This is a genomic window from Terriglobia bacterium (assembly GCA_020073085.1).
GTDB lineage: Bacteria > Acidobacteriota > Terriglobia > JAIQFV01 > JAIQFV01 > JAIQFV01.
Genome location: JAIQFV010000004.1, coordinates 116,612 through 135,819, shown reverse-complemented (window position 1 = coordinate 135,819; position 19,208 = coordinate 116,612). Strand labels below are relative to the sequence as shown.

The window sequence follows — 19,208 nt, the reverse complement described above, 5'->3', positions numbered from 1 at the left end:
GGTCACGCCCGATGAAGAGAGCGAGGTCTTCTGCCGGTGCTCAACCGCACAGGAGAGGACTGTGTTCTCCCGGCCATTCCCAGCCTGATTCTTCCGGGGATGTCATCCTTGCTGTCGCATCCCGACAGACCCAGTTCGAATCCCTTTCATTCCTAATTCATATCGACTTCAACAAAACTATTCGACCCATGCCTCACCGGCCCGTCCCGTTGGGTTCTTTCACTTCCTCCAAATCCTTTTTCCCATTCCCCAAGTCATCTCATACCGGCTTCATCCTCAGAAATAACACATTTTCACTGGGAGTTGTTGCTGCGGGTTGACGCACATCGCCCTCAGCGCGTCAGAATCAAATCTTGAGGGAGTCATTTATCCTGGCATGAATTTCAAGTGACTCGATTGATCTCAAGATTTCACGCCCGCTGCCATATTCGAATTTGATTTCGCAAAAGGTTTTCCAGACCCAATAGACCACACCATCAGCGCGGACCATTCTTCGCGGCTGTGGCATGCACCATTTTCGATTTAATGAGACTTCACATTAAAATCAACCTGTCCAACCGATCCGCGCATTCCGGCCACGACAACCCATTGAGGAGGAGTATGCAGATGAAAAAGTCAGCGCAATTGATTCTTCTAGTGTTCGTGTTTTTTGTCATGGCAAGTCTGAGCATGGCACAGCAGAAGGACGGCTCTCCCCCGGCATCCAACCCGCTGGTCCGCCTGCTCCAGTCAAAAGGGATCATCACACCCGAGGAGGCGACATCGCTCAATCAGTCCGCTTCTTCCGCCGAGAGCCAGCTGCAGTTGGCCAAGCTTCTGGTGTCGAAGGGGCTCATCAGTCAGAAAGAATACGATGAGATGGCGGCTTCCTTCGCTCTCGCTGCCGCCGCCGCACCTCGCTCGATGGTGGCCTCGCTGAATTATGCCGGGATGGCCGTTCCGAGAGATGCCGGGAGCAGTCTTGATCCCGGGACGATGTCCGCGCGAGCGACTGCTCCTGCCGACCCCTGGACCAGTGCCGCGCCGAGCGCCTCCCCGGCTCCCCCTGAGACCGCTCCCCCGGTGATTCCCGCAGTTGCTCCCATTCGCGCGTTGGGCCTGGCGGGCGACGCGGCCTACAAACGGGATGGTCTGCTGCCGGTCATACGGATTGGAAATGATGTCAAGATTAAGCCCTATGGCTTGTTTAAAGCGAGTCTCATCCACGACACTTCATCCCCCCAGGGCAATGATTTTCCACTCCCCGGATTTGCGATCGGGGACACGGGTCCCTTCGGCTCGCCGGAATTCCATCTGAATGCCCGTGCGCTCCGCATTGGAGCTGACTTTGAATGGCTGGACCCTTCCAAGACCATCACCATCACGGGAAAGATCGAGACGGATTTTGAAGGAAATTTCTCCCGCGCGAACAATCGAAACATTTCTTCGATCCGTTCCAATGCGCTTCAGATACGACTGGGGTGGTTGCGGGTTGACAAGAAGTTTTCTGACAAGACGAGCGCCTTCGCCCTCTTTGGCCAGGACTGGACTCCCTTCGCCTCTTCGACCTTGCCTTATTTCGTTGAGACGACGGGTTTGGGCATCGGGTTCGGTTCTCTGTACGAACGCGCGCCTCAGTTCCGGTTTGGCGTTGGTTACACGGTCGGCGGCTCTCGAAATCTGAAATTCGAGCCCGAGTTTGCCCTCGTCCTTCCAGGTTTCGGAAATCTGCCCACTGATCTGGGAACGAATGCCCTGGGGATTGCAAACCAGCTTGGGTTCGGCGAGCGGCAGGGCGCCGACTCCAGCATGCCCGAGCTTGAAGGGCGGTTTGTGACTCAGTTCCAATTAGACAGAGCGCCGGGTGTGGCGCCCGCGCAACTCATTGCGAGCTGGATGTACGGCCAGCGGGCCGCAGTTATCACGGCCGCCAATGTGCCGGCGGCGTTTAAAGCGGCGTTTCCAACCGGGGCCCAGGTGGACAGTTCCCGCTATGGCGGAACCCTGGAGGCCCAACTTCCCACCCGTTGGTTCACGCTGCTCATGAAGGCTTATAACGGCGAAGATCTGCGGTTCTTTTTTGAAGGCCAGATCTTCTCCGAATTCAACGACCCCGCGGGACTGACCGGACAAACGTCGGCGTTATCCATTGATGGGGCCTCCACCGTCATTTTTGGTCTCCAGAATGGCGTTCCCACCATCGCCCCGCAACGTCCCGTCAGGGCCAAAGGCGGATTCGTTGAGCTCGGCTTGCCGTTGTCTCGTCTCCTGGGAGCGGATCCTGCGGGACGGGGTGCGGGTTGGTCCATGACTTTTCATTACGGGTTTGACGAAGCCAACCCGCGTGACGTTCGCCATGTGGGAGCAGCGAATCGGGCCATCGGTGATTTGTATCTTTCCAACCTCAACTACAAGTTCAACAAGTACTTGACTTTCGCCTTTGAAGAATCGTACTACCGCACGCGTTCGGCCAACGACGTGGGAGCTCTTCCCATTTTCAGAGGCCTCCCGGCTCACGTCTGGCACGATCGCCGGGAACAGCTTTCTGTCATGACCACATTCTAGTTGTGGCGAATCCGGGAGAAGGGTGAATCACCTTTCTCCCGTCACTCCTCAGTTGGAGGGGAGGTTGACCCCCGGAATTGACCATTCATTTCGGGAGCCAAACTCGCGCACACGAATCGAAGCGGTTCTCTCCTGGTCAGTGTTCAAATTTTTTCTCTGGCGGGAGGGGACATGTTCCTCTGACGGGGACAGGGGATCCCATCATGGGGACAGGCAAACCTGGAGGAGGGTTGGATCAGTGCAATGGGTTGGATTTTTGGAAGTTTCCTTCCCTGAGGCGCCGCACATCGCCTCAGGGAGGGCTGTAGTCCCCCTGGGAATTACAACATCCCAGGGTTTAATGGTTGTCTGAAGATCCGACAACTCTGGAATCAAATAACAAAAAGGAGAAGGAGGCTTCACTATGGCAACAAATCTATCGACCCCCGAAGGCCATCTCAATCGGTGGTGGCACGTCGTCGGGGGAATGTCCATGAACCTGGCGTTGGGCTCCTTGTATGCATGGAGTGTGTTTGTCGCGCCCCTGGAAAAGGAATTTGGTTGGAAGCGTGCGGATACATCTTCTGTCTTCACCTGGGCCGTGGTCGTCTTTGCGCTTACGTTTATCTTGGCCGGACGGCTTCAGGATAAGTTCGGGCCTCTCTGGGTGTCGATCACCGGCGGATTGCTGGTGAGTGTCGGGTTCTTCCTTTCGTCTTACACGAGCAGCCTAACCTACTTGATCATCTGTTTTGGAGTGATTGGCGGTTTGGGCAATGGCTTTGGCTATGCTACCCCCATTCCCGTCATGGCGAAGTGGTTTCCCGATAAGCGCGGCCTCGCGGTGGGATTGGCAGTAGCGGGCTACGGTGGTGGCTCGGCCATTTTCGGTCCGCTCGCCGGCAACTACCTCATCCCCGCGTATGGATGGCGAACGACCTTCGAAATCCTGGGAGGCATCTTTCTCGTCATGACGATGTTTGGAGCATTCCTGTTGAGAAATCCGCCGGTTGGCTACAAGCCACACGGATGGTCCCCGGCTCCGGCTTCTAAATCTGCGGCCACCACCTACGAGTTCACACCCGGCGAAACGGTGCGTACCTCCTCTTTTTACTTCATGTGGATCGCTTATGCGCTGGGAACCTCGGCGGGCCTGATGGTCATCAGCCAGCTTGTCCCCTTTGCTAAGAGTGAGGGCATACCAAGTACGGCATTGGCAACCATGGGGCTTGTCGTTGGAGCCCTCGGAAATGCCTCCGGTCGCATTTTATCGGGCTGGATGTCGGATGCGCTTGGCCGCCTCAACGTCCTGCGCCTGATGATTGGCATCTCCATGATCGCCATGCCCATCCTTTACCTCACCGGGAGCAATGTGGCCGCCCTGTATGTCATGGTGTTCATTGTGTACTGGTGCTATGGGACGCAGCTCTCGGTGAATGGCTCGGCCACGTCCGATTTCTGGGGCACTAAGAACGCAGGCCTCAACTATGGCTTGCTGTTTACGGCTTGGGGGGCAGCTGGGATCATTGGGCCAAGGATCGGAGCCAGGCTGTTTGACAGGTTCAAGAACTACCAGGCTGCCTTCTACACTGCGGCAGCACTGGCCCTTATCGCCCTCATCTGCGAGTTGCTCGCCAAGCGGCCTCATGCTCCGGCGGCAGCCGAAGTGAGGGGGGTCAAGGTACCCGCGTAGCACGGAAACAGGGGGAGGCGCGTCAGCGATCGCGGCCGGGGAAAATCGACCCGCTATTCTCATCCCTGAAACGTTCTATGGGGTGGACGACAATGCTCTTTCGGTGGTGAGTCCATTCGGAACTGTGCTATAGTAACGCATTCACAAATCGCCGATACGAGCCCGAAAGAGTGGGGAGTGCGGAGTTTCTCCGGCTTAAGAAGCGCCTCTCGATTTTGCAGGCAGGGGGGGGTTCCCTTTTAGGACGGGAATTCAAGGATCCGGGTGATGGATGAAATCATCCTTCCCAGGGACTGGGCACGCAGGATTACCCATTGAAGAAAACTCGGCAGTGCTTCGTGACTGCCCCTCGCAACAAACTTCCACAGTTGATGTAGAGGTTTGCCGGAAGTCCGGGCGCTCCGAGCAAAGGCTCGAAAGCCAGGGGATTCACACAGCTTTTCAACTTTTTGCATAACCACAACGGAGGTTAGTACCATGGCTGAAACTCTAAAAGGACAAGTTACAGAAACTACTGAAGCGCAAATTGCGGTGCACTGGAAGGAAGAAGAATACTACCGCCCGCCTCAGAAGTTTATTGCTCAAGCCAACTTGACGGATCCGAGCATCAACGAGCGGTTCAGTGAGAAAAACTTTCCCAAATGCTACGAAGAATATGCCGACATGTTGACCTGGTATGAACGATGGAACACGGTGTTGGATACCAACGATCCGCCCTTCTGGAAATGGTTCGTCGGCGGAAAGATCAACGTTTCCTACAACTGCGTCGACCGGCATTTGGACAAGTATAAGAACAAGGCGGCGCTGATTGCTGTTCCCGAGCCGGAAGAGGAGGCCCCGATTGCAATCACCTACCAGGAGCTCTTTGTGCGGGTCAATGAAATGGCCGCCCTGCTCCGCGAATTCGCGGGAATGAAGAGGGGGGACCGGGTCACCATTCACATGCCCATGGTGGCCGAACTGCCCATCACCATGCTGGCCTGTGCCCGGCTCGGAGTGATCCACTCGGTGGTCTTTGGAGGATTCAGCGGTGAGGCCTGCGGCTTGAGAGCTGCCGACTCGGGCAGCAAGGTTTTGATTTACATGGACGGCTACTACCGCAGCGGGAAACTGATCGACCACAAGGCCGGGGCGGAGATTGCGGTCGCGACCGCAAAGAAGGAGCGCCAAGACATCGAGAAGGTCCTCATCTGGCAGCGCCATCCGGGAAAGTACAGTTCCGCCACTCCCCTGGTGGATGGGCGCGATTTCATTGTGAACGATGTCCTCAAGGGCTTCCGTGGAAAGCGTGTCGAGCCGGAGAAGATGAACGCCGAGGATCCCTTGTTCCTGATGTATACCAGCGGGACGACGGGGAAGCCGAAGGGATGCCAGCATCGCACGGGCGGCTATCTGGCATATGTGACAGGGACGTCCAAGTATATTCAGGACATCCATCCTGAGGATGTGTATTGGTGCATGGCCGACATCGGTTGGATCACGGGTCACTCCTACATTGTGTATGGACCGTTGGCCCTGGCGGCAACCAGCGTCATTTATGAAGGCGTTCCCGTCTATCCGGATGCAGGCCGCGTCTGGAGGATCGCCGAACGGCTCGATGTGAATATCTTCCACACCTCGCCGACCGCCATCCGGATGTTGAGGAAAGCGGGGGGAGATGAGCCGAAGAAATATCACTATCATTTCAAGCACATGACCACGGTGGGAGAACCGATCGAACCTGAAGTGTGGCGGTGGTATTACAACACCGTCGGCAAGGGGGAGGCGGTTATCGTGGATACCTGGTGGCAAACCGAAAACGGCGGGTTCCTATGCAGCACCAAACCCGCGATTGACGCCATGAAGCCCGGGAGTGCCGGTCCTGGTGTTCCCGGAATCTATCCAGTCATTTACGATGAGAAGGGAGAAGAACTCAAGGCGGGGGCGGGGAAGGCGGGAAACATCTGTATCAAGAACCCGTGGCCGGGTATCTTCCAAACCATCTGGGGCGACCGCGAGCGCTTTGTGCGGCAGTACTACAGCAAGTACTGTAGAAATACCCAGAGCAAAGACTGGAGGGATTGGCCCTACTTTGCGGCAGACGGAGCCTTGCTGGCGCCGGATGGTTACTTCCGTATCTTGGGCCGCGTGGACGATGTCATTAATGTGGCCGGCCACCGACTGGGTACAAAGGAACTTGAGTCCGCCTGCCTCACGATTCCCGAGGTGGCCGAAGCGGCGGTGGTTCCGGTGGTGGACGAGATCAAGGGCCGTGTGCCCGAGATCTACATCTCTCTGAGACCGGGCGTCAAGCCCAGCAAGGAGATTACCGATAAGGTTAGCGCCACCATCGAAGCCATGATCGGAAAAATTGCCCGGCCCAAGACGGTGCATATCGTTTCGGATATGCCCAAGACCCGGTCCGGCAAGATCATGCGCCGCGTCCTGGCCGCTATTTCAAACACCATGGATACGGGAGACATCACCACGCTGGCCAATCCCGACGTCGTGGAACAGATCCGGAAGGATGTTCAGGGAACCGGAGCGGTCAAGCTGAAGGAAGGTCCTGAGGATTTGAAACAGTTCGGCGCCCAGGAGTAAGAGTAAAGGGCCGGCTCGAACGGTTCCTGCTGCAAGACGCTGGACCTTCGGTTCATATCGAAACAACCCGAGGGGGATGGTGTGTCCGGGCGCAAGCCTCCACACCTTTCCCTCGGGAGTCCCTTGGTCGAAACTCAACTTCTAAACGGAGGAATCCACCATGGCAAAGAGGAGAGGTCGAGGAATTTCCCGGAGGGAATTCGTTCAACTCACAGCAACGGGAGCGCTCGCGGCGGGACTGGGCCCTGCAATGCACTTTGGACAAGCACCGCAGAAGACCCTGAAGATTCTCCAATGGAGCCATTTTGTGCCCGCTTTTGACACGTGGTTCAACGGGACATTTACCAAGCAATGGGGACAGAAACACAATACCAACGTCGTGGTTGACAATATCAACCTGGTCGACCTTAACACGAGGGCGGCCTCCGAGGTCTCCGCGAAGAAAGGCCACGATCTTTTCATGTTCCTTTCCCCGCCGGCAGCCTATGAGAAGCAGACCGTTGATATGACTCACGTTTACCAGGAGGTCGAAAAGAAACACGGGAAGAAGATTGAACTGGGTCACCGGTCCACGTACAACCCCAAGACCAAGAGGTACTTTGCGTTTTCTGACGCCTACACCCCCGACCCCGGCAACTGGCATAAGGATTGGTGGGCCGAAGCCGGATTCCCCAACGGCCCTGACACTTACGACGATTTGCGGGCCGGCGCGAAGAAGATCAGGGACAAGACCGGTCACCCATGTGGTATTGGGTTGTCGCAGGAACTTGATAGCAGCATGGCCATGCGCGCTCTGCTGTGGTCGTTTGGTGGAGCGGAGCAGGATGAGCAGGGCAATGTGACCATCAACTCCAAGAACACCATTGAAGCCCTGAAGTTCATGAAGGCGCTGTACCAGGAGTCGGAGACCCCCGAGGTATTTACCTGGACTCCACCCTCCAACAACCAGGCCATGCTTGCCGGCCGGGTTTCCTATGTGGCGAATGCTATTTCTGTCACTCGCCAGTCCGAAAGAGAGCACCTGCCGATCGACAGCAAGATCATGATCTCTCCGGCGCTGAAGGGTCCGGTGCGCCGGATTGCCGCCGAGCACGTCATGAACTGTTACGTGATCTGGGAATTCGCGGAGAACAAGGAGGGGGCGCAGCAGTTCCTGATCGACTACATGGATTCTTTCCATGACGGATTTGTTGCCGGGCAGTTCTACAACTTTCCCTGCTTCCCCAGCCTGGTGCCCAACCTGAAACAGGAGATTGCCAACGATCCGCGGGCAACCCCGCCCGACAAGTACAAGGTTCTGGGGAACGTGCTGGAGTGGGCCACCAACGTCGGCTATCCGGGCTATGCATCCGCCGCCATTGATGAGGCCTTCAAGACCTGGGTCATTCCCACCATGTTTGCCAAGGTCGCGCGGGGTGACGAAACCCCGGAGAACGCGGCCAAGGCCGCCGAGGAAGAATACAAGCGTATCTTTGCCAGATGGAAATAACACGGGGGAATGATGGCGGTCGTTGAAACGCGAAACCTGACCAAGGTTTTCAAACAAGGAGAGCTGGGAGCAGTCAACAACGTCAATCTGAAAACCCGCGAGGGCGAGTTCCTGGTTTTCCTGGGACCTTCCGGTTCCGGGAAAACCACTCTCCTGCGGATGATCGCCGGCCTGGAAATGCCCACGTCGGGGGAAATCCTCATCGGCGATCAAATCGTGAACCATCTCGCGCCGCGCGAGCGCCGGATCGCCATGGTGTTCCAGAGTTATGCTCTGTATCCGCATCTCTCCGTTTACAAAAACATTGCATTTCCGCTGAAAGCGCAAAAAGTAAAGAAAGAATCGCACAAGGAAAAGGTGGAGTGGGCCGCTTCCCTGTTGGGCATCAGCACCTTGTTGAACCGCAAGCCCCGGGAACTCTCTGGAGGCGAGCGGCAACGGGTGGCGCTGGCACGCGCCATTGTTCGTGAACCTTCGGTCTTTCTTCTGGACGAACCCCTCTCCAACCTCGACGCCAAACTCCGCCTTTCCGCCCGCGAGGAACTGGAACGATTTCACCGGCGCATCGGGACCACAACCATTTATGTCACTCACGACCAGGTGGAGGCCATGGCCATGGGAGACCGCATCGTGGTTCTCAACAAGGGCGTGGTGCATCACTTCGGGACACCCAAGGAGGTCTATGATGAGCCGGCGGACACGTTTGTCGCCACCTTCTTGGGTTCGCCCCCGATGAATCTGATCGAGAATGGTGATGTGATCGTTGGCTTCCGCCCGGAACATTTCCGCTTGTCGGAGACCCTCGACGAAGCCAAGATCACATTCAAGTTCCACGTGGAAAACGTGGAGTATCTGGGCGCCGAATACATTCTTTCCGGGTCGTTGCTCGGCAGCCGGTTTGAGGGCAAGGAAGTGATTGCCCGTCTCCTGTTGGGACACACCTTCGAAAGCGGGACGACCTATGATTTCGCGGTGCCCGAACGGCACCTGAAATTCTTCGATCGCACAACGGAGAAGCGTGTTGAGGCGAGGACCCTCACGTGGCGATAGGCGGCCCAAAAATCAAATCGATCGGGGCGGCGCAGAGCCCGCTCCTGGGGGCCGCCATGTTCAGCCCGGCGGTTCTCTACCTCGTGCTGGTGATTGCGGCGCCATTCATGCTGGCCGTCTTTTATGCGTTCAGTGATGCGCGCATCGGAAGCACGGGACTTCATTTCGTCGGCTTGGAGAATTTCCGCAGCATCCTTCAAAGCCCCAGTTTTCGCATGGCGCTCAAGAACTCCATCGTCTTCACCGTCTGCGCCCAGGTGATTGTCGTCGTCTGTTCGGGGACGCTCTCCATCGCCTTGGAGAAGCCGTTTCGCGGCCGAGGTCTGGTGCGTTTCCTCATTCTGTTGCCCTGGGTGGCGCCGGTTTCGCTCGGCTCGATTGGGTGGAAGTGGATCCTGGATTCCATTTACAGCGTGATTACGTGGGTGTTGGTGTGGCTTCATTTCTTCAAACCGTATAACACGCCCATGTGGCTGGGCGAGCCGCATCTCGCCATGGCCTCAGTGATCCTTGTCCATTGCTGGCGGTTGATTCCGTTTTCTACCGTCGTCATGTTGGCCGGCCGCACTGCGATTCCCAAGGAGATCCCGGAAGCGGCCGCCATCGATGGCGCCGGCTTCTGGCGGACGTTATTCCAGATCAACCTCCCCATGATGTTGCCCATCATCAATGTCGCGGTGCTGTTCGGGACGATTTTCACTTTTACCGACATGACCGTCGTTTACATCCTGACAGCCGGCGGGCCCTTCGACTCCACACAAACGCTGCCGTCGCTGGCCTTTGCCACCGGGATTCAAGGCAGCGACCTGGCCGCCGGCGCCGCCATTTCCCTGTTCCTGGTGCCCGTGCTGGTGTTGATTGCGTATCTGATGCTTCGCATGGCACATCGCGCGGAGGTGGTCTGATGAGGAGTACCGGCTTGCGCGAGCTTGGTCCCAGGATCGCGAAGGGATTGGTTTTGTTCGTCGCCACCGTCCTGCTGGCTTTCCCGTTTTACTGGATGCTGATCGCCACGTTCAAGCAGAACCTCGATCTGTATACTGTCGAAAACAACCCGTTTATTCTGAACGCCAAACCCACGCTGGATCACCTGCGCCTGCTTTTCAACGAAACCCGGTATGTACGATGGCTGGGTAACACCGCCCTGGTGGGTGTGATCGTGGTGGCCATCACTTTGCTGCTGGCCATTCCGGCCGCCTATGCGCTGACGCGCCTGACTGGCCGCTGGGGTCAGCGGCTGGGGATCGGGATTTTCCTCACTTACCTGGTTCCCCCGACCCTGCTCTTCATCCCGTTGTCGCGCGTCGTGGCCTTGTTGGGGCTGCAGGACACTATTTGGTCTCTGGTGCTGGTGTACCCCAGCTTCACAGTTCCATTTTCCATCTGGCTGCTGATGGCGTTCTTCAAGTCGATCCCCAAAGAGTTGGAAGATGCGGCGATGGTAGACGGGCTCACGCGCTTTGGGGCCTTTGTGAAAATGGTGATTCCCATCTCCACGTCCGGGATCCTGACGGTGGTGATTTTTACCTTCACGCTGGTGACCCAGGAATTCGTTTATGCGCTGACATTCATCTCGCCGGAATCGCAGCAGATGGTCGGAGTGGGAATTCCCATTTTTCTCGTCCGGGGTGACGTTTACTTCTGGGGCTCACTGATGGCAGCCTGCCTCATCGCCAGCCTGCCCATTGCCTTCCTCTACAATTTATTTCTGGACCGGTTTATCGCTGGATTTACGGTCGGCGCGATTAAGTGAGAAAGGATTTCAACAAAGAGGGACAGTCGGATTGTCCCTCTATTTTCAGAAAGCGAGAAAGCCATGGCGGAACCCCTGACGAGTCAGGTCTCGATGCCTTTTGATCCCCGAATGAATTGTGTGCCCCCCGATTTCGATGCGGCCCGGGATCTTCCCCGGGGCTTCCCGGAATTCCTGCTTCCACTGCACCGGGAATTTACACCCCGGCAGCGGCAGCTTGTGGCCAAGCGGGCTGCAGTCCTGTCAGAGGCTCACCGCGGCCGCCCCCCTGCCCACCTCCCGTCTTCGGACGCCACCACCAGTGCCTGGAGGATCACGCTGCCGGACTGGTGTTCGGACCAAAGGAATCAGATGACCGGCCCGGGAGACGACGCCGAACTCGTGGTCAAGATGCTGAACTCCGGCGCCCCCGGCGTCATGCTCGATACCGAGGATTCGACCGCCAATTTCTGGCCGAACACCATGCGGGCGATCGAGAATATCCTTCAAGCCCTCCGGGGGGATTTGACTTACTTCGATCTGAAGCGAAACAAGACGGTCTCCATCAACGAGAGCAAGACCGTGATCTGGATCCGCCCGCGCGGACTGCACCTGAACCAGGCCGGTGTATTCAAGGGGGAGGTGATGTCGGCCTCCCTGTTTGATGTGGCCATGATCTTTTATCAGGTTGATCCTGCCACTTTGAAGCACCCGCTCTCAATCTATATTCCAAAATCAGAATCCGCGGAAGAGGCGTTGTGGTGGCGCGATCTGTTTCAAGCCCTGGCAAAGGCGCGGGGACTCCCCCCGCACTATCTCAAGTGCATGGCGCTTGTCGAGTCTCATCCGGCAGCTTTCCAAATGGAAGAATTTCTGTTCAACCTTCGGGATCACATCCTTGGGTTAAATCTGGGGCGATGGGATTACATGGCCAGCCTGATCCATTTCAACCTCATGGATCCGAAATGGGTGTTCCCCGACCGCAACACGATTCCTTACAACGTCCCATTCTTTCAGAATGTGCGCGAGCTCATGCCGGAGATTTGTCATAAGCGCGGCGCCCTGGCCATCGGGGGGATGACCGCCCTCTATCCCAGTCGTGAAGATCAGGAACTCAATGCGCGCGCTCTGGCGGTCCTCGAAAAGGACAAGAAGAACGAAGCCGACTGTCTCATGGATGGCGCCTGGACCGGACATCCCGACCAAAATGAAATCGCGGTCAATCAGTTCCCTTATCCCAACCAGCTCAGCGCCCGTCCGGTCAATCCCGTGAGATATCCCGATCTCCGCCCTCTCCCCACCGGCGTCGGGAGGATCTCGCTCGCCGGCACACGAGCTGCCGTGCGGACGGTCATCCGTTACCGCAACGGCGTATTGAACGGGAAAGGCGCCAGCCTCCTCGATGGGTACATGGAGGACCTGGCGACGGATCGTATCTATCGCCTGATGATCTCTCAGCGCATGCGCCATTCCTCCGTCGCCCGTATTGTCGATGACCAGGGTGATCCCGTTGACCATTCCCCGGCCTTCATCACCCGCCTCTTTGACGAGGAGCTGGACCGTATCCTCCGCGAATTGCCGGCGGGCGCGGATGCCTCCGTCTCGCAGAAGTATCGCGAGGCCAGGATCCTGAGCGAGGGGATGATCACGCGCGAAGAGTTCAGTCCGGTGTAATACGTTTATTGACCAGCGCTGCATTCCGGGGAATAAGCCCTCATCTATGGCGCACTGGGCGCCTTTCAGCTGGAGATGGAAGGTGAGGGGACGGGATCTTTGCTCAACGGCTCGGCCTGTGCACCGGGGATTGCCCCTGGAAGGAGGTGGACCAAGATGGACCCCCGCATCCTGGAAGAGTTTTTATCCATCGTCGGGAAGGACGGGTTGATCACTGAACCGGAGCAGCTTCACACCTACGAGTGCGACGGTTTGACCAACTATCGGGTCCTTCCGACAGCGGTCCTGCTGCCGGACACCACGGAAGAGGTGCAGGGTGTCGTGCGGATATGCCACCGGGAACGGCTTCCCTTTGTGGCACGCGGCTCGGGAACCGGACTCAGCGGCGGCGCCCTTCCCGTCCAGGGCGGCATCGTGATCTGTCTGTCCCGATTGAACCGGATTCTGAAAGTGGATCTCCCGAACGCACGGGTCGTGGTCGAGCCGGGCGTTTTGAACCTCAGTGTCACCCAGCAGGTGTCTCCCCAAGGCTACTTCTACGCGCCCGACCCCTCTTCGCAACAGGTTTGCAGTATCGGCGGAAATGTCGCTGAAAATTCAGGAGGGGCGCATTGTCTCAAGTACGGTTTTACGACCACGCACGTTCTGGGCCTTGAAGTCGTGCTTCCCGATGGTTCCCTGGTGCATCTCGGCAGCAAGACCCTCGATCGATCCGGCTACGACCTCACCGGCGTTTTTGTGGGATCCGAAGGGACCCTCGGAATTGCCACCAAAGTCATATTGCGCATTGTGAAACGCCCTGAAGTCATCCAAACCCTCCTGGCAGCGTTTAATTCGACCAATGAAGCGGGGGCGGCCGTAAGCGAAATTATCGCCGCGGGCATGCTGCCTGCTGCCATTGAGATGATGGACAACCTTGCCATTCAGGCGGCGGAGGCGTCGGTTCACGCCGGGTATCCCGATTGCGGAGGGTTGTTGCTGGTTGAACTCGATGGCCCCGCCGCCGAAGTAGAACTCCTCATGGAACAGGTGAAATCGATTTGCACTTCCTGCGGCGCATGGGAAATCCGGGTAGCCCAGTCGGAAGCGGAACGCATTGCCATCTGGAAGGGCCGTAAATCCGCGTTCGCTGCCGTGGGCCGTATCTCACCCAATTACATCGTGCAGGATGGCGTTGTTCCGCGCACGGCCTTGCCTCGTGTGCTCAGCGAGATTGAACGGCTCAGCGCGGCGGCCGGGATACGCGTGGCCAATGTTTTCCACGCGGGGGACGGCAATCTGCATCCTCTCGTACTTTACGATCGACGCATCCCCGGCCAGGAACAAAGCGCGACTGAATTGTCTTTCAACATTTTGGAGCTGTGTGTGCAGGCGGGCGGATCCATTACCGGTGAGCACGGCGTCGGGGAAGAAAAGAAGAAATTCCTGTCGGTCATGTTCGCGGAGCCCGATCTCGATACGATGCAGTTGGTCCGATGCGCCTTTGACCCTCATCATCTATCCAATCCGGAAAAAGTGTTTCCACGCCCCCGGCTCTGTGGCGAAAGACAAGGAATTTACGAACCTCATCCACTGGAAATCGCGGGGGTGGCTGAATATTTTTAGGAGGGATTGACCGGACCTCCCGGACGCCGGTTTTTGTGGTGGAAGGACAGGGCCCCATTCTCCCTTCCGGGACTCTGAAAAGGCGTGAATCGTGAGTGACTCTAAAGTGGAAACGGAAGTGCCGGCCTCTGAACTGAGCGCCCTTGTCGGCGCTGATCATTTCTCACCGGCAACGGCGGCCGACGCCGTGGACGGAATCCGACCCCAATGGATCGCGGAGCCGGGCAACGACGACGAACTGGCCCGCGTGCTGCGTTGCGCGAATTCTCTCGGTGTCCACGTGGTTCCACGCGGCCATGGGACAAAGCTCGAATGGGGGAATCTCCCGCGACACGCGGAACTGGTGCTTTCGACGTTGCGCCTGAACCGCGTCGTGGAACATGCCTGGGCCGATATGACGGCCACGGTCGAAGCAGGCTGCACTGTGGAAGAGTTCCAAAAGGTGCTTGGAGAGCACGGCCAGGGCCTGGCCCTGGATGCTTTGTGGCCGGAGCGTGCAACCATTGGCGGCGTTCTCGCCGCCAATGACAGCGGCACCTATCGCGTCCGTTTTGGAGCGCTTCGGGACCTGATCATCGGAATCACTCTGGCGCTGCCCGACGGAACCCTGGCCAAGAGCGGAGGCAAGGTGGTCAAGAATGTGGCCGGGTACGATCTCCCAAAATTGGCCACAGGTTCGCTGGGGACGCTGGGCGTCATCACCCAGGCAATCTTCCGGCTTCATCCCTTGCCGCGGGCGATCCGGAGCTTGAGTTTTTCAACGCCGGACACTGCCTCGATGAACCAGTCCGTCCTGGCCGTCCAGGATTCCAAGCTCGCCTACACCGGCCTGCAGATTCGCGCCGACTCGAACAACCCGCCGCAGATGGACGTCCGCTTCGAAGGGACACCCGAGGGCATCGACGCGCAAGTCCGTCAGTTGTTGTCCCTCATCACAAAAGCGCAACAGGTCGAGACTCCACCGGAGGTCTGGAAAGAACGCCAGGCGCTTTGGGCCGGGAAGGACCCGTCGCTTCTCTGCAAGTTCAGCGTGCTCCCCTCGCAACTGGGCGCCTTGTGTGATGCCGTCATCCGGGCTTCGAAGCAGCTGCGGCTTTCACCCCGGTTGGTCGCTCAAGGGCTTGGTTTGGGGTTCCTGCGCCTTGATGGAGAAAATGATTTGGACTGGTTCAGGGTGATCACCCATCTGCGCACGGAATTGGACTCACTGGAAGGGACGCTCGTGGTTCTGCATTGTCCCCTTGCCGTCAAGTCCCACATTGATGTGTGGGGCCCGGTGGGGGACTCCGAGGGTTTGATGCATCGTGTCAAAGAGCAGTTTGATCCGGCCGCAATTCTCAATCCAGGGCGATTCGTGGGAGGGATCTGATGCCGCCGCCCGTTCTTGAAAATGACGTTCTACCGGTCATCGGCTTCGATGACCACCACCCGCCTTCGACTGACCTGATCGACGACTGCGTCCACTGCGGATTCTGCTTGCCCACCTGCCCCACCTATGCCCTCTGGGGGAAAGAGATGGATTCGCCCCGCGGTCGCATTTATCTCATGAAGATGGCCAGCGAAGGTCAGATCGGCATGACCGACACCTTCGTGACCCACATCGACCGCTGCTTGGGATGCATGGCCTGCGTTCCCGCCTGTCCTTCGGGGGTTCAGTACGACAAGCTGATTGAAGCTACTCGTGCTCAGATTGAGCGCCGCCATCCACGCCCCTTTTTCGAACGCGCCTTCCGCCGGCTGATTTTTGAGATTTTCCCTTATCCCTCGCGGCTGCGGCTGTTATTGATTCCCGCCCTGCTTTACCAGAAATCAGGCCTTCAAAGACTTTCCCGATCCGCGGGTCTGACAAAGCTAATTCCCTCGAGCCTGCGGACCATGGAAGCGCTCCTTCCGGAGCTTTCCTTAAAATCGTTCCGGCAGAACCTCGCCGTTCGTATCCCCGCCCAGGGACCTGTGCGCCGAAAAGTGGGGCTGCTGACCGGCTGCGTGCAGAGCGTTTTCTTTGCCCACGTCAACGCCGCGACAGCGCGCGTTCTGGCCGCCGAAGGGTGCGAGGTGTTTATCCCCCGGGAGCAGGGATGTTGCGGCGCGTTGATGGTTCACGCGGGACAGGAAGAGGATTCACTCCACCTGGCGCGGCGGATGATCGACGTGTTTGAACGCCTGGAGGTCGATGCCATTGTGATCAACGCGGCCGGATGTGGCTCTACCATGAAAGAATATGGGCACCTGTTGCGTGATGATCCTCAGTATGCGGAACGGGCCCGGGTGTTTTCGGCGAAATGCAAGGATATCTCGGAAGTGCTCGCCGAACTCCCGGTACGCGCCCCGCGCCATTCCATCCCGCTTTGCGTGGGCTACCACGATTCCTGCCACCTCCAGCACGCACAGGGCGTCAGAAATCAACCGCGCGCGGTGCTCCGGACCATCCCCGACCTCGAGTTGATCGATCTTCCGGATGCAGCCATTTGTTGCGGCTCCGCCGGCATTTACAATCTGGTGGAGGCGGACACCGCCCGGCAACTCGGTGATCGCAAGGTCCAGAACCTCCTCTCCACGGGCGCCCGGATGGTGGTCTCCGGCAATCCCGGGTGCCTGCTACAATTGCGCGGGGGCCTTCAGCGCGCCGGGCGCGAAATGCCGGTCGTTCACATGATCGAGCTCGTGGACGCGTCAATCCGCGGCGTCTCCCCCTGCAGCGACCCGGATTGATTCGACTTGAGAGAAGGAAGGGATTTGCGATCAGGATTGCGGAAGGCGCTCAGGTGTTGATATGCTTCGTCCGGTCAGGGCAGGTCATCCGTCGGAAGCGCCATCCACTGTCCCCGTGAACCGGGCAGCCATTCCGTCTCTCCTTTCCGTGCGCATCCGTTCTCAAGGCAATTGAGTTTCACGGTGTGTCCTGCATTGAATTTGCAGGAGTTCGCCGCGGAGCTGAAGGCTGCACCTCTCCAAAGAAAAGTGAGGCCATGTCATGTTTGTTCGGGACATTATCAAAGGGCCGGTCATCACCATCGGATCGGAAACCACGCTGGAAGACGCCTACCGGACCATGCAGGAAAGAAGGATCCGTCACCTTCCCATTCTCGAGAGCGGCAGACTCGTCGGTGTCGTTACCGACCGCGACCTCAGACTTGCGACAAGCGCCCTTTCGCACACCCCGTTTCTTCCCGGGGCCAAGGTGGCTGAAGTCATGAGCCGCTCGCCCCGTACTGCGGACCCCTGGGATCCTGTCGAGGAGTCCGCGAAAACCATGCGCGAGCTCAAGATCGGATGCCTGCCCGTGCTGGAAGACGACCGGTTGATCGGCATTATCACCGGCATCGACCTGTTGGACGCCTTGATTCGGATGACCGGAGTCGACAAACCGACGAGCCGCCTGGAGGTCCGCCTTTCTGACCGGCCGGGTGAGTTGGCCCGACTTACGAGTTTCATGAGTCACCGGGATCTGAACATCCATTCGATCCTGACCTATCCGGAAGGACAAAGTGTTGTGAGAGCGGTTTTACGCGTGAACTCCATCGACAATCATTCCCTGGCGCAGGCTCTCCGGCGCGATGAGTTTGAAGTTCTTTGGCCACCCGAGAAACCATGCCTTCGGTGATCTATCATCCAGCCTACCAGACGTACGCGTTTGGGGCGGAGCACCCATTCAGCCCAGTACGCATCGAGATGCTTCTGGAACTCCTCGGTGTCCTGGGCCATCCGGTCGAGACCATCGCTCCCGAACCTGCGGCGCGGGAGGACATTCTCACGGTCCACGACGAGGAATTCGTGCGAAGGGTGGAGGCGTTGAGCGCGGGTGAAGACGTTCCGGATTGTGAGGATTACGGACTGGGCACACCGGACAATCCGGCCTTCCCCGGCATGGACCTGGCAGCCCGGTGGCTTGTGGGAGGAACCCTGCATGCCGCTCGACTCGTGGGCGAGGGTGCCGAGAAGCGCGCCCTTCAACTCGGGGGAGGCCTGCACCACGCCCGGCGGGGAAGCGCCTCCGGGTTTTGTATCTACAACGACCTGGCCGTAGCCATCCGGTACCTCATCCAAAAGGGCCTGTGGGTCGCTTACCTCGATATTGACGTGCACCACGGCGATGGGGTGCAGCAGATCCTCTACAACGACGAGCATGTCCTGACGATCAGCCTGCACGAGTCGGGTCAATTTCTTTTTCCCGGCACGGGAGAAATTCACGAACTGGGCGTGGGCGTGGGCCGTGGACTGAAATTGAACATTCCACTTCAGCCTTACACTGAGGGAGAGAGCTATCTTGAAGTTTTCGAAAAAGTCCTCCCTGTGGCCCTGCAACGCTTTGGGCCGGGAGTCCTTCTTGTCCAGGCGGGGGCGGATGCACACTATTCAGATCCTCTCGCCGACCTGATGTTGACGTCCCGGGATTACGAACAGATCTTTCGCCGCATCCTTGAGTATGCCGATCAGTATGCCAATGGCAAGGTCATCTTCACGCTGGGAGGGGGGTACTCATTGACGGCGGTCCCCCGTGTGTGGGCTATACTTTACTTACTCCTCAACGACCTCCCGATCGACCATGACCTGCCCCCTGAGTGGGTCTCGAAGTGGAGCCAGCGGCTGGGACAAAGCCTCCCCGCTACTCTCCAAGACCCCAATCCGGGATATCCGGAGCCGGCCCAGCGAGCCGAGATCGCCCGTCACAACCGTCAGGTCGCTGACCGACTCCTCGACGCGACCTGCCGTTACTGGTACTGAACATCGGGAACTGAGAGGTGACGGGGACGAAGAGCAGGCACGACAAGAGCGCCGAAAGCAACACTGCGACCTGAAACACGCGCCCCAGGGAATTCCGCCTGAAGAGTCGGGGAGAAATACATCAAGGAACCTGACAC

13 protein-coding genes are annotated in these 19,208 nt (G+C 58.0%); all 13 read left to right on the top strand.

The genetic code is table 11. The annotated features are described in order from the left end of the window. Nucleotides 1-606 precede the first annotated feature (606 nt). The 13 genes from LAO21_06395 (at nucleotide 607) to LAO21_06335 (ending at nucleotide 19,071) form a co-directional block, all read left to right on the top strand. Entirely contained in the window at nucleotides 607-2,544 is a 1,938-nt protein-coding gene (locus LAO21_06395) for a hypothetical protein (protein ID MBZ5552332.1), read from the top strand. A 403-nt stretch (nucleotides 2,545-2,947) separates the two neighbouring features. Beyond that, nucleotides 2,948-4,216, top strand: a complete 1,269-nt coding sequence (locus LAO21_06390; GenBank protein MBZ5552331.1) for an OFA family MFS transporter — start codon at nucleotides 2,948-2,950, stop codon at nucleotides 4,214-4,216. A 477-nt stretch (nucleotides 4,217-4,693) separates the two neighbouring features. Further along, a complete protein-coding gene (acs, locus tag LAO21_06385) occupies nucleotides 4,694-6,796 on the top strand; it encodes an acetate--CoA ligase (GenBank protein MBZ5552330.1) in 2,103 nt (700 codons plus the stop codon). A gap of 160 nt (nucleotides 6,797-6,956) precedes the next feature. Beyond that, nucleotides 6,957-8,285: an extracellular solute-binding protein gene (locus LAO21_06380; protein MBZ5552329.1), complete on the top strand. Its 1,329-nt coding sequence runs from the start codon at nucleotides 6,957-6,959 to the stop codon at nucleotides 8,283-8,285. A 12-nt stretch (nucleotides 8,286-8,297) separates the two neighbouring features. Beyond that, nucleotides 8,298-9,335, top strand: coding sequence for an ABC transporter ATP-binding protein (locus LAO21_06375; GenBank protein MBZ5552328.1), 1,038 nt, complete (start codon nucleotides 8,298-8,300; stop codon nucleotides 9,333-9,335). A gap of 56 nt (nucleotides 9,336-9,391) precedes the next feature. Further along, nucleotides 9,392-10,240, top strand: a complete 849-nt coding sequence (locus LAO21_06370; GenBank protein MBZ5552327.1) for a sugar ABC transporter permease — start codon at nucleotides 9,392-9,394, stop codon at nucleotides 10,238-10,240. Beyond that, a complete protein-coding gene (locus LAO21_06365) occupies nucleotides 10,240-11,088 on the top strand; it encodes a carbohydrate ABC transporter permease (GenBank protein MBZ5552326.1) in 849 nt (282 codons plus the stop codon). The genes LAO21_06370 and LAO21_06365 overlap by 1 nt, the downstream gene beginning before the upstream one ends. A 111-nt stretch (nucleotides 11,089-11,199) precedes the next feature. Beyond that, nucleotides 11,200-12,741, top strand: coding sequence for a hypothetical protein (locus LAO21_06360; GenBank protein MBZ5552325.1), 1,542 nt, complete (start codon nucleotides 11,200-11,202; stop codon nucleotides 12,739-12,741). A 156-nt stretch (nucleotides 12,742-12,897) separates the two neighbouring features. Next, nucleotides 12,898-14,346: an FAD-binding protein gene (locus tag LAO21_06355; GenBank protein ID MBZ5552324.1), complete on the top strand. Its 1,449-nt coding sequence runs from the start codon at nucleotides 12,898-12,900 to the stop codon at nucleotides 14,344-14,346. Nucleotides 14,347-14,437: 91 nt separating this feature from the next. Further along, on the top strand, nucleotides 14,438-15,715 hold the full coding sequence (locus LAO21_06350; GenBank protein ID MBZ5552323.1) for an FAD-binding oxidoreductase: 1,278 nt from the start codon (nucleotides 14,438-14,440) through the stop codon (nucleotides 15,713-15,715). Further along, nucleotides 15,715-17,058: a glycolate oxidase subunit GlcF gene (glcF, locus tag LAO21_06345; GenBank protein MBZ5552322.1), complete on the top strand. Its 1,344-nt coding sequence runs from the start codon at nucleotides 15,715-15,717 to the stop codon at nucleotides 17,056-17,058. The genes LAO21_06350 and glcF overlap by 1 nt, the downstream gene beginning before the upstream one ends. Before the next feature lie 262 nt (nucleotides 17,059-17,320). Then, a complete protein-coding gene (locus tag LAO21_06340; GenBank protein MBZ5552321.1) occupies nucleotides 17,321-17,950 on the top strand; it encodes a CBS and ACT domain-containing protein in 630 nt (209 codons plus the stop codon). Further along, nucleotides 17,938-19,071, top strand: a complete 1,134-nt coding sequence (locus tag LAO21_06335) for an acetoin utilization protein AcuC (protein ID MBZ5552320.1) — start codon at nucleotides 17,938-17,940, stop codon at nucleotides 19,069-19,071. Before LAO21_06340 ends, LAO21_06335 begins: the two co-directional genes overlap by 13 nt. Nucleotides 19,072-19,208: the final 137 nt, after the last annotated feature.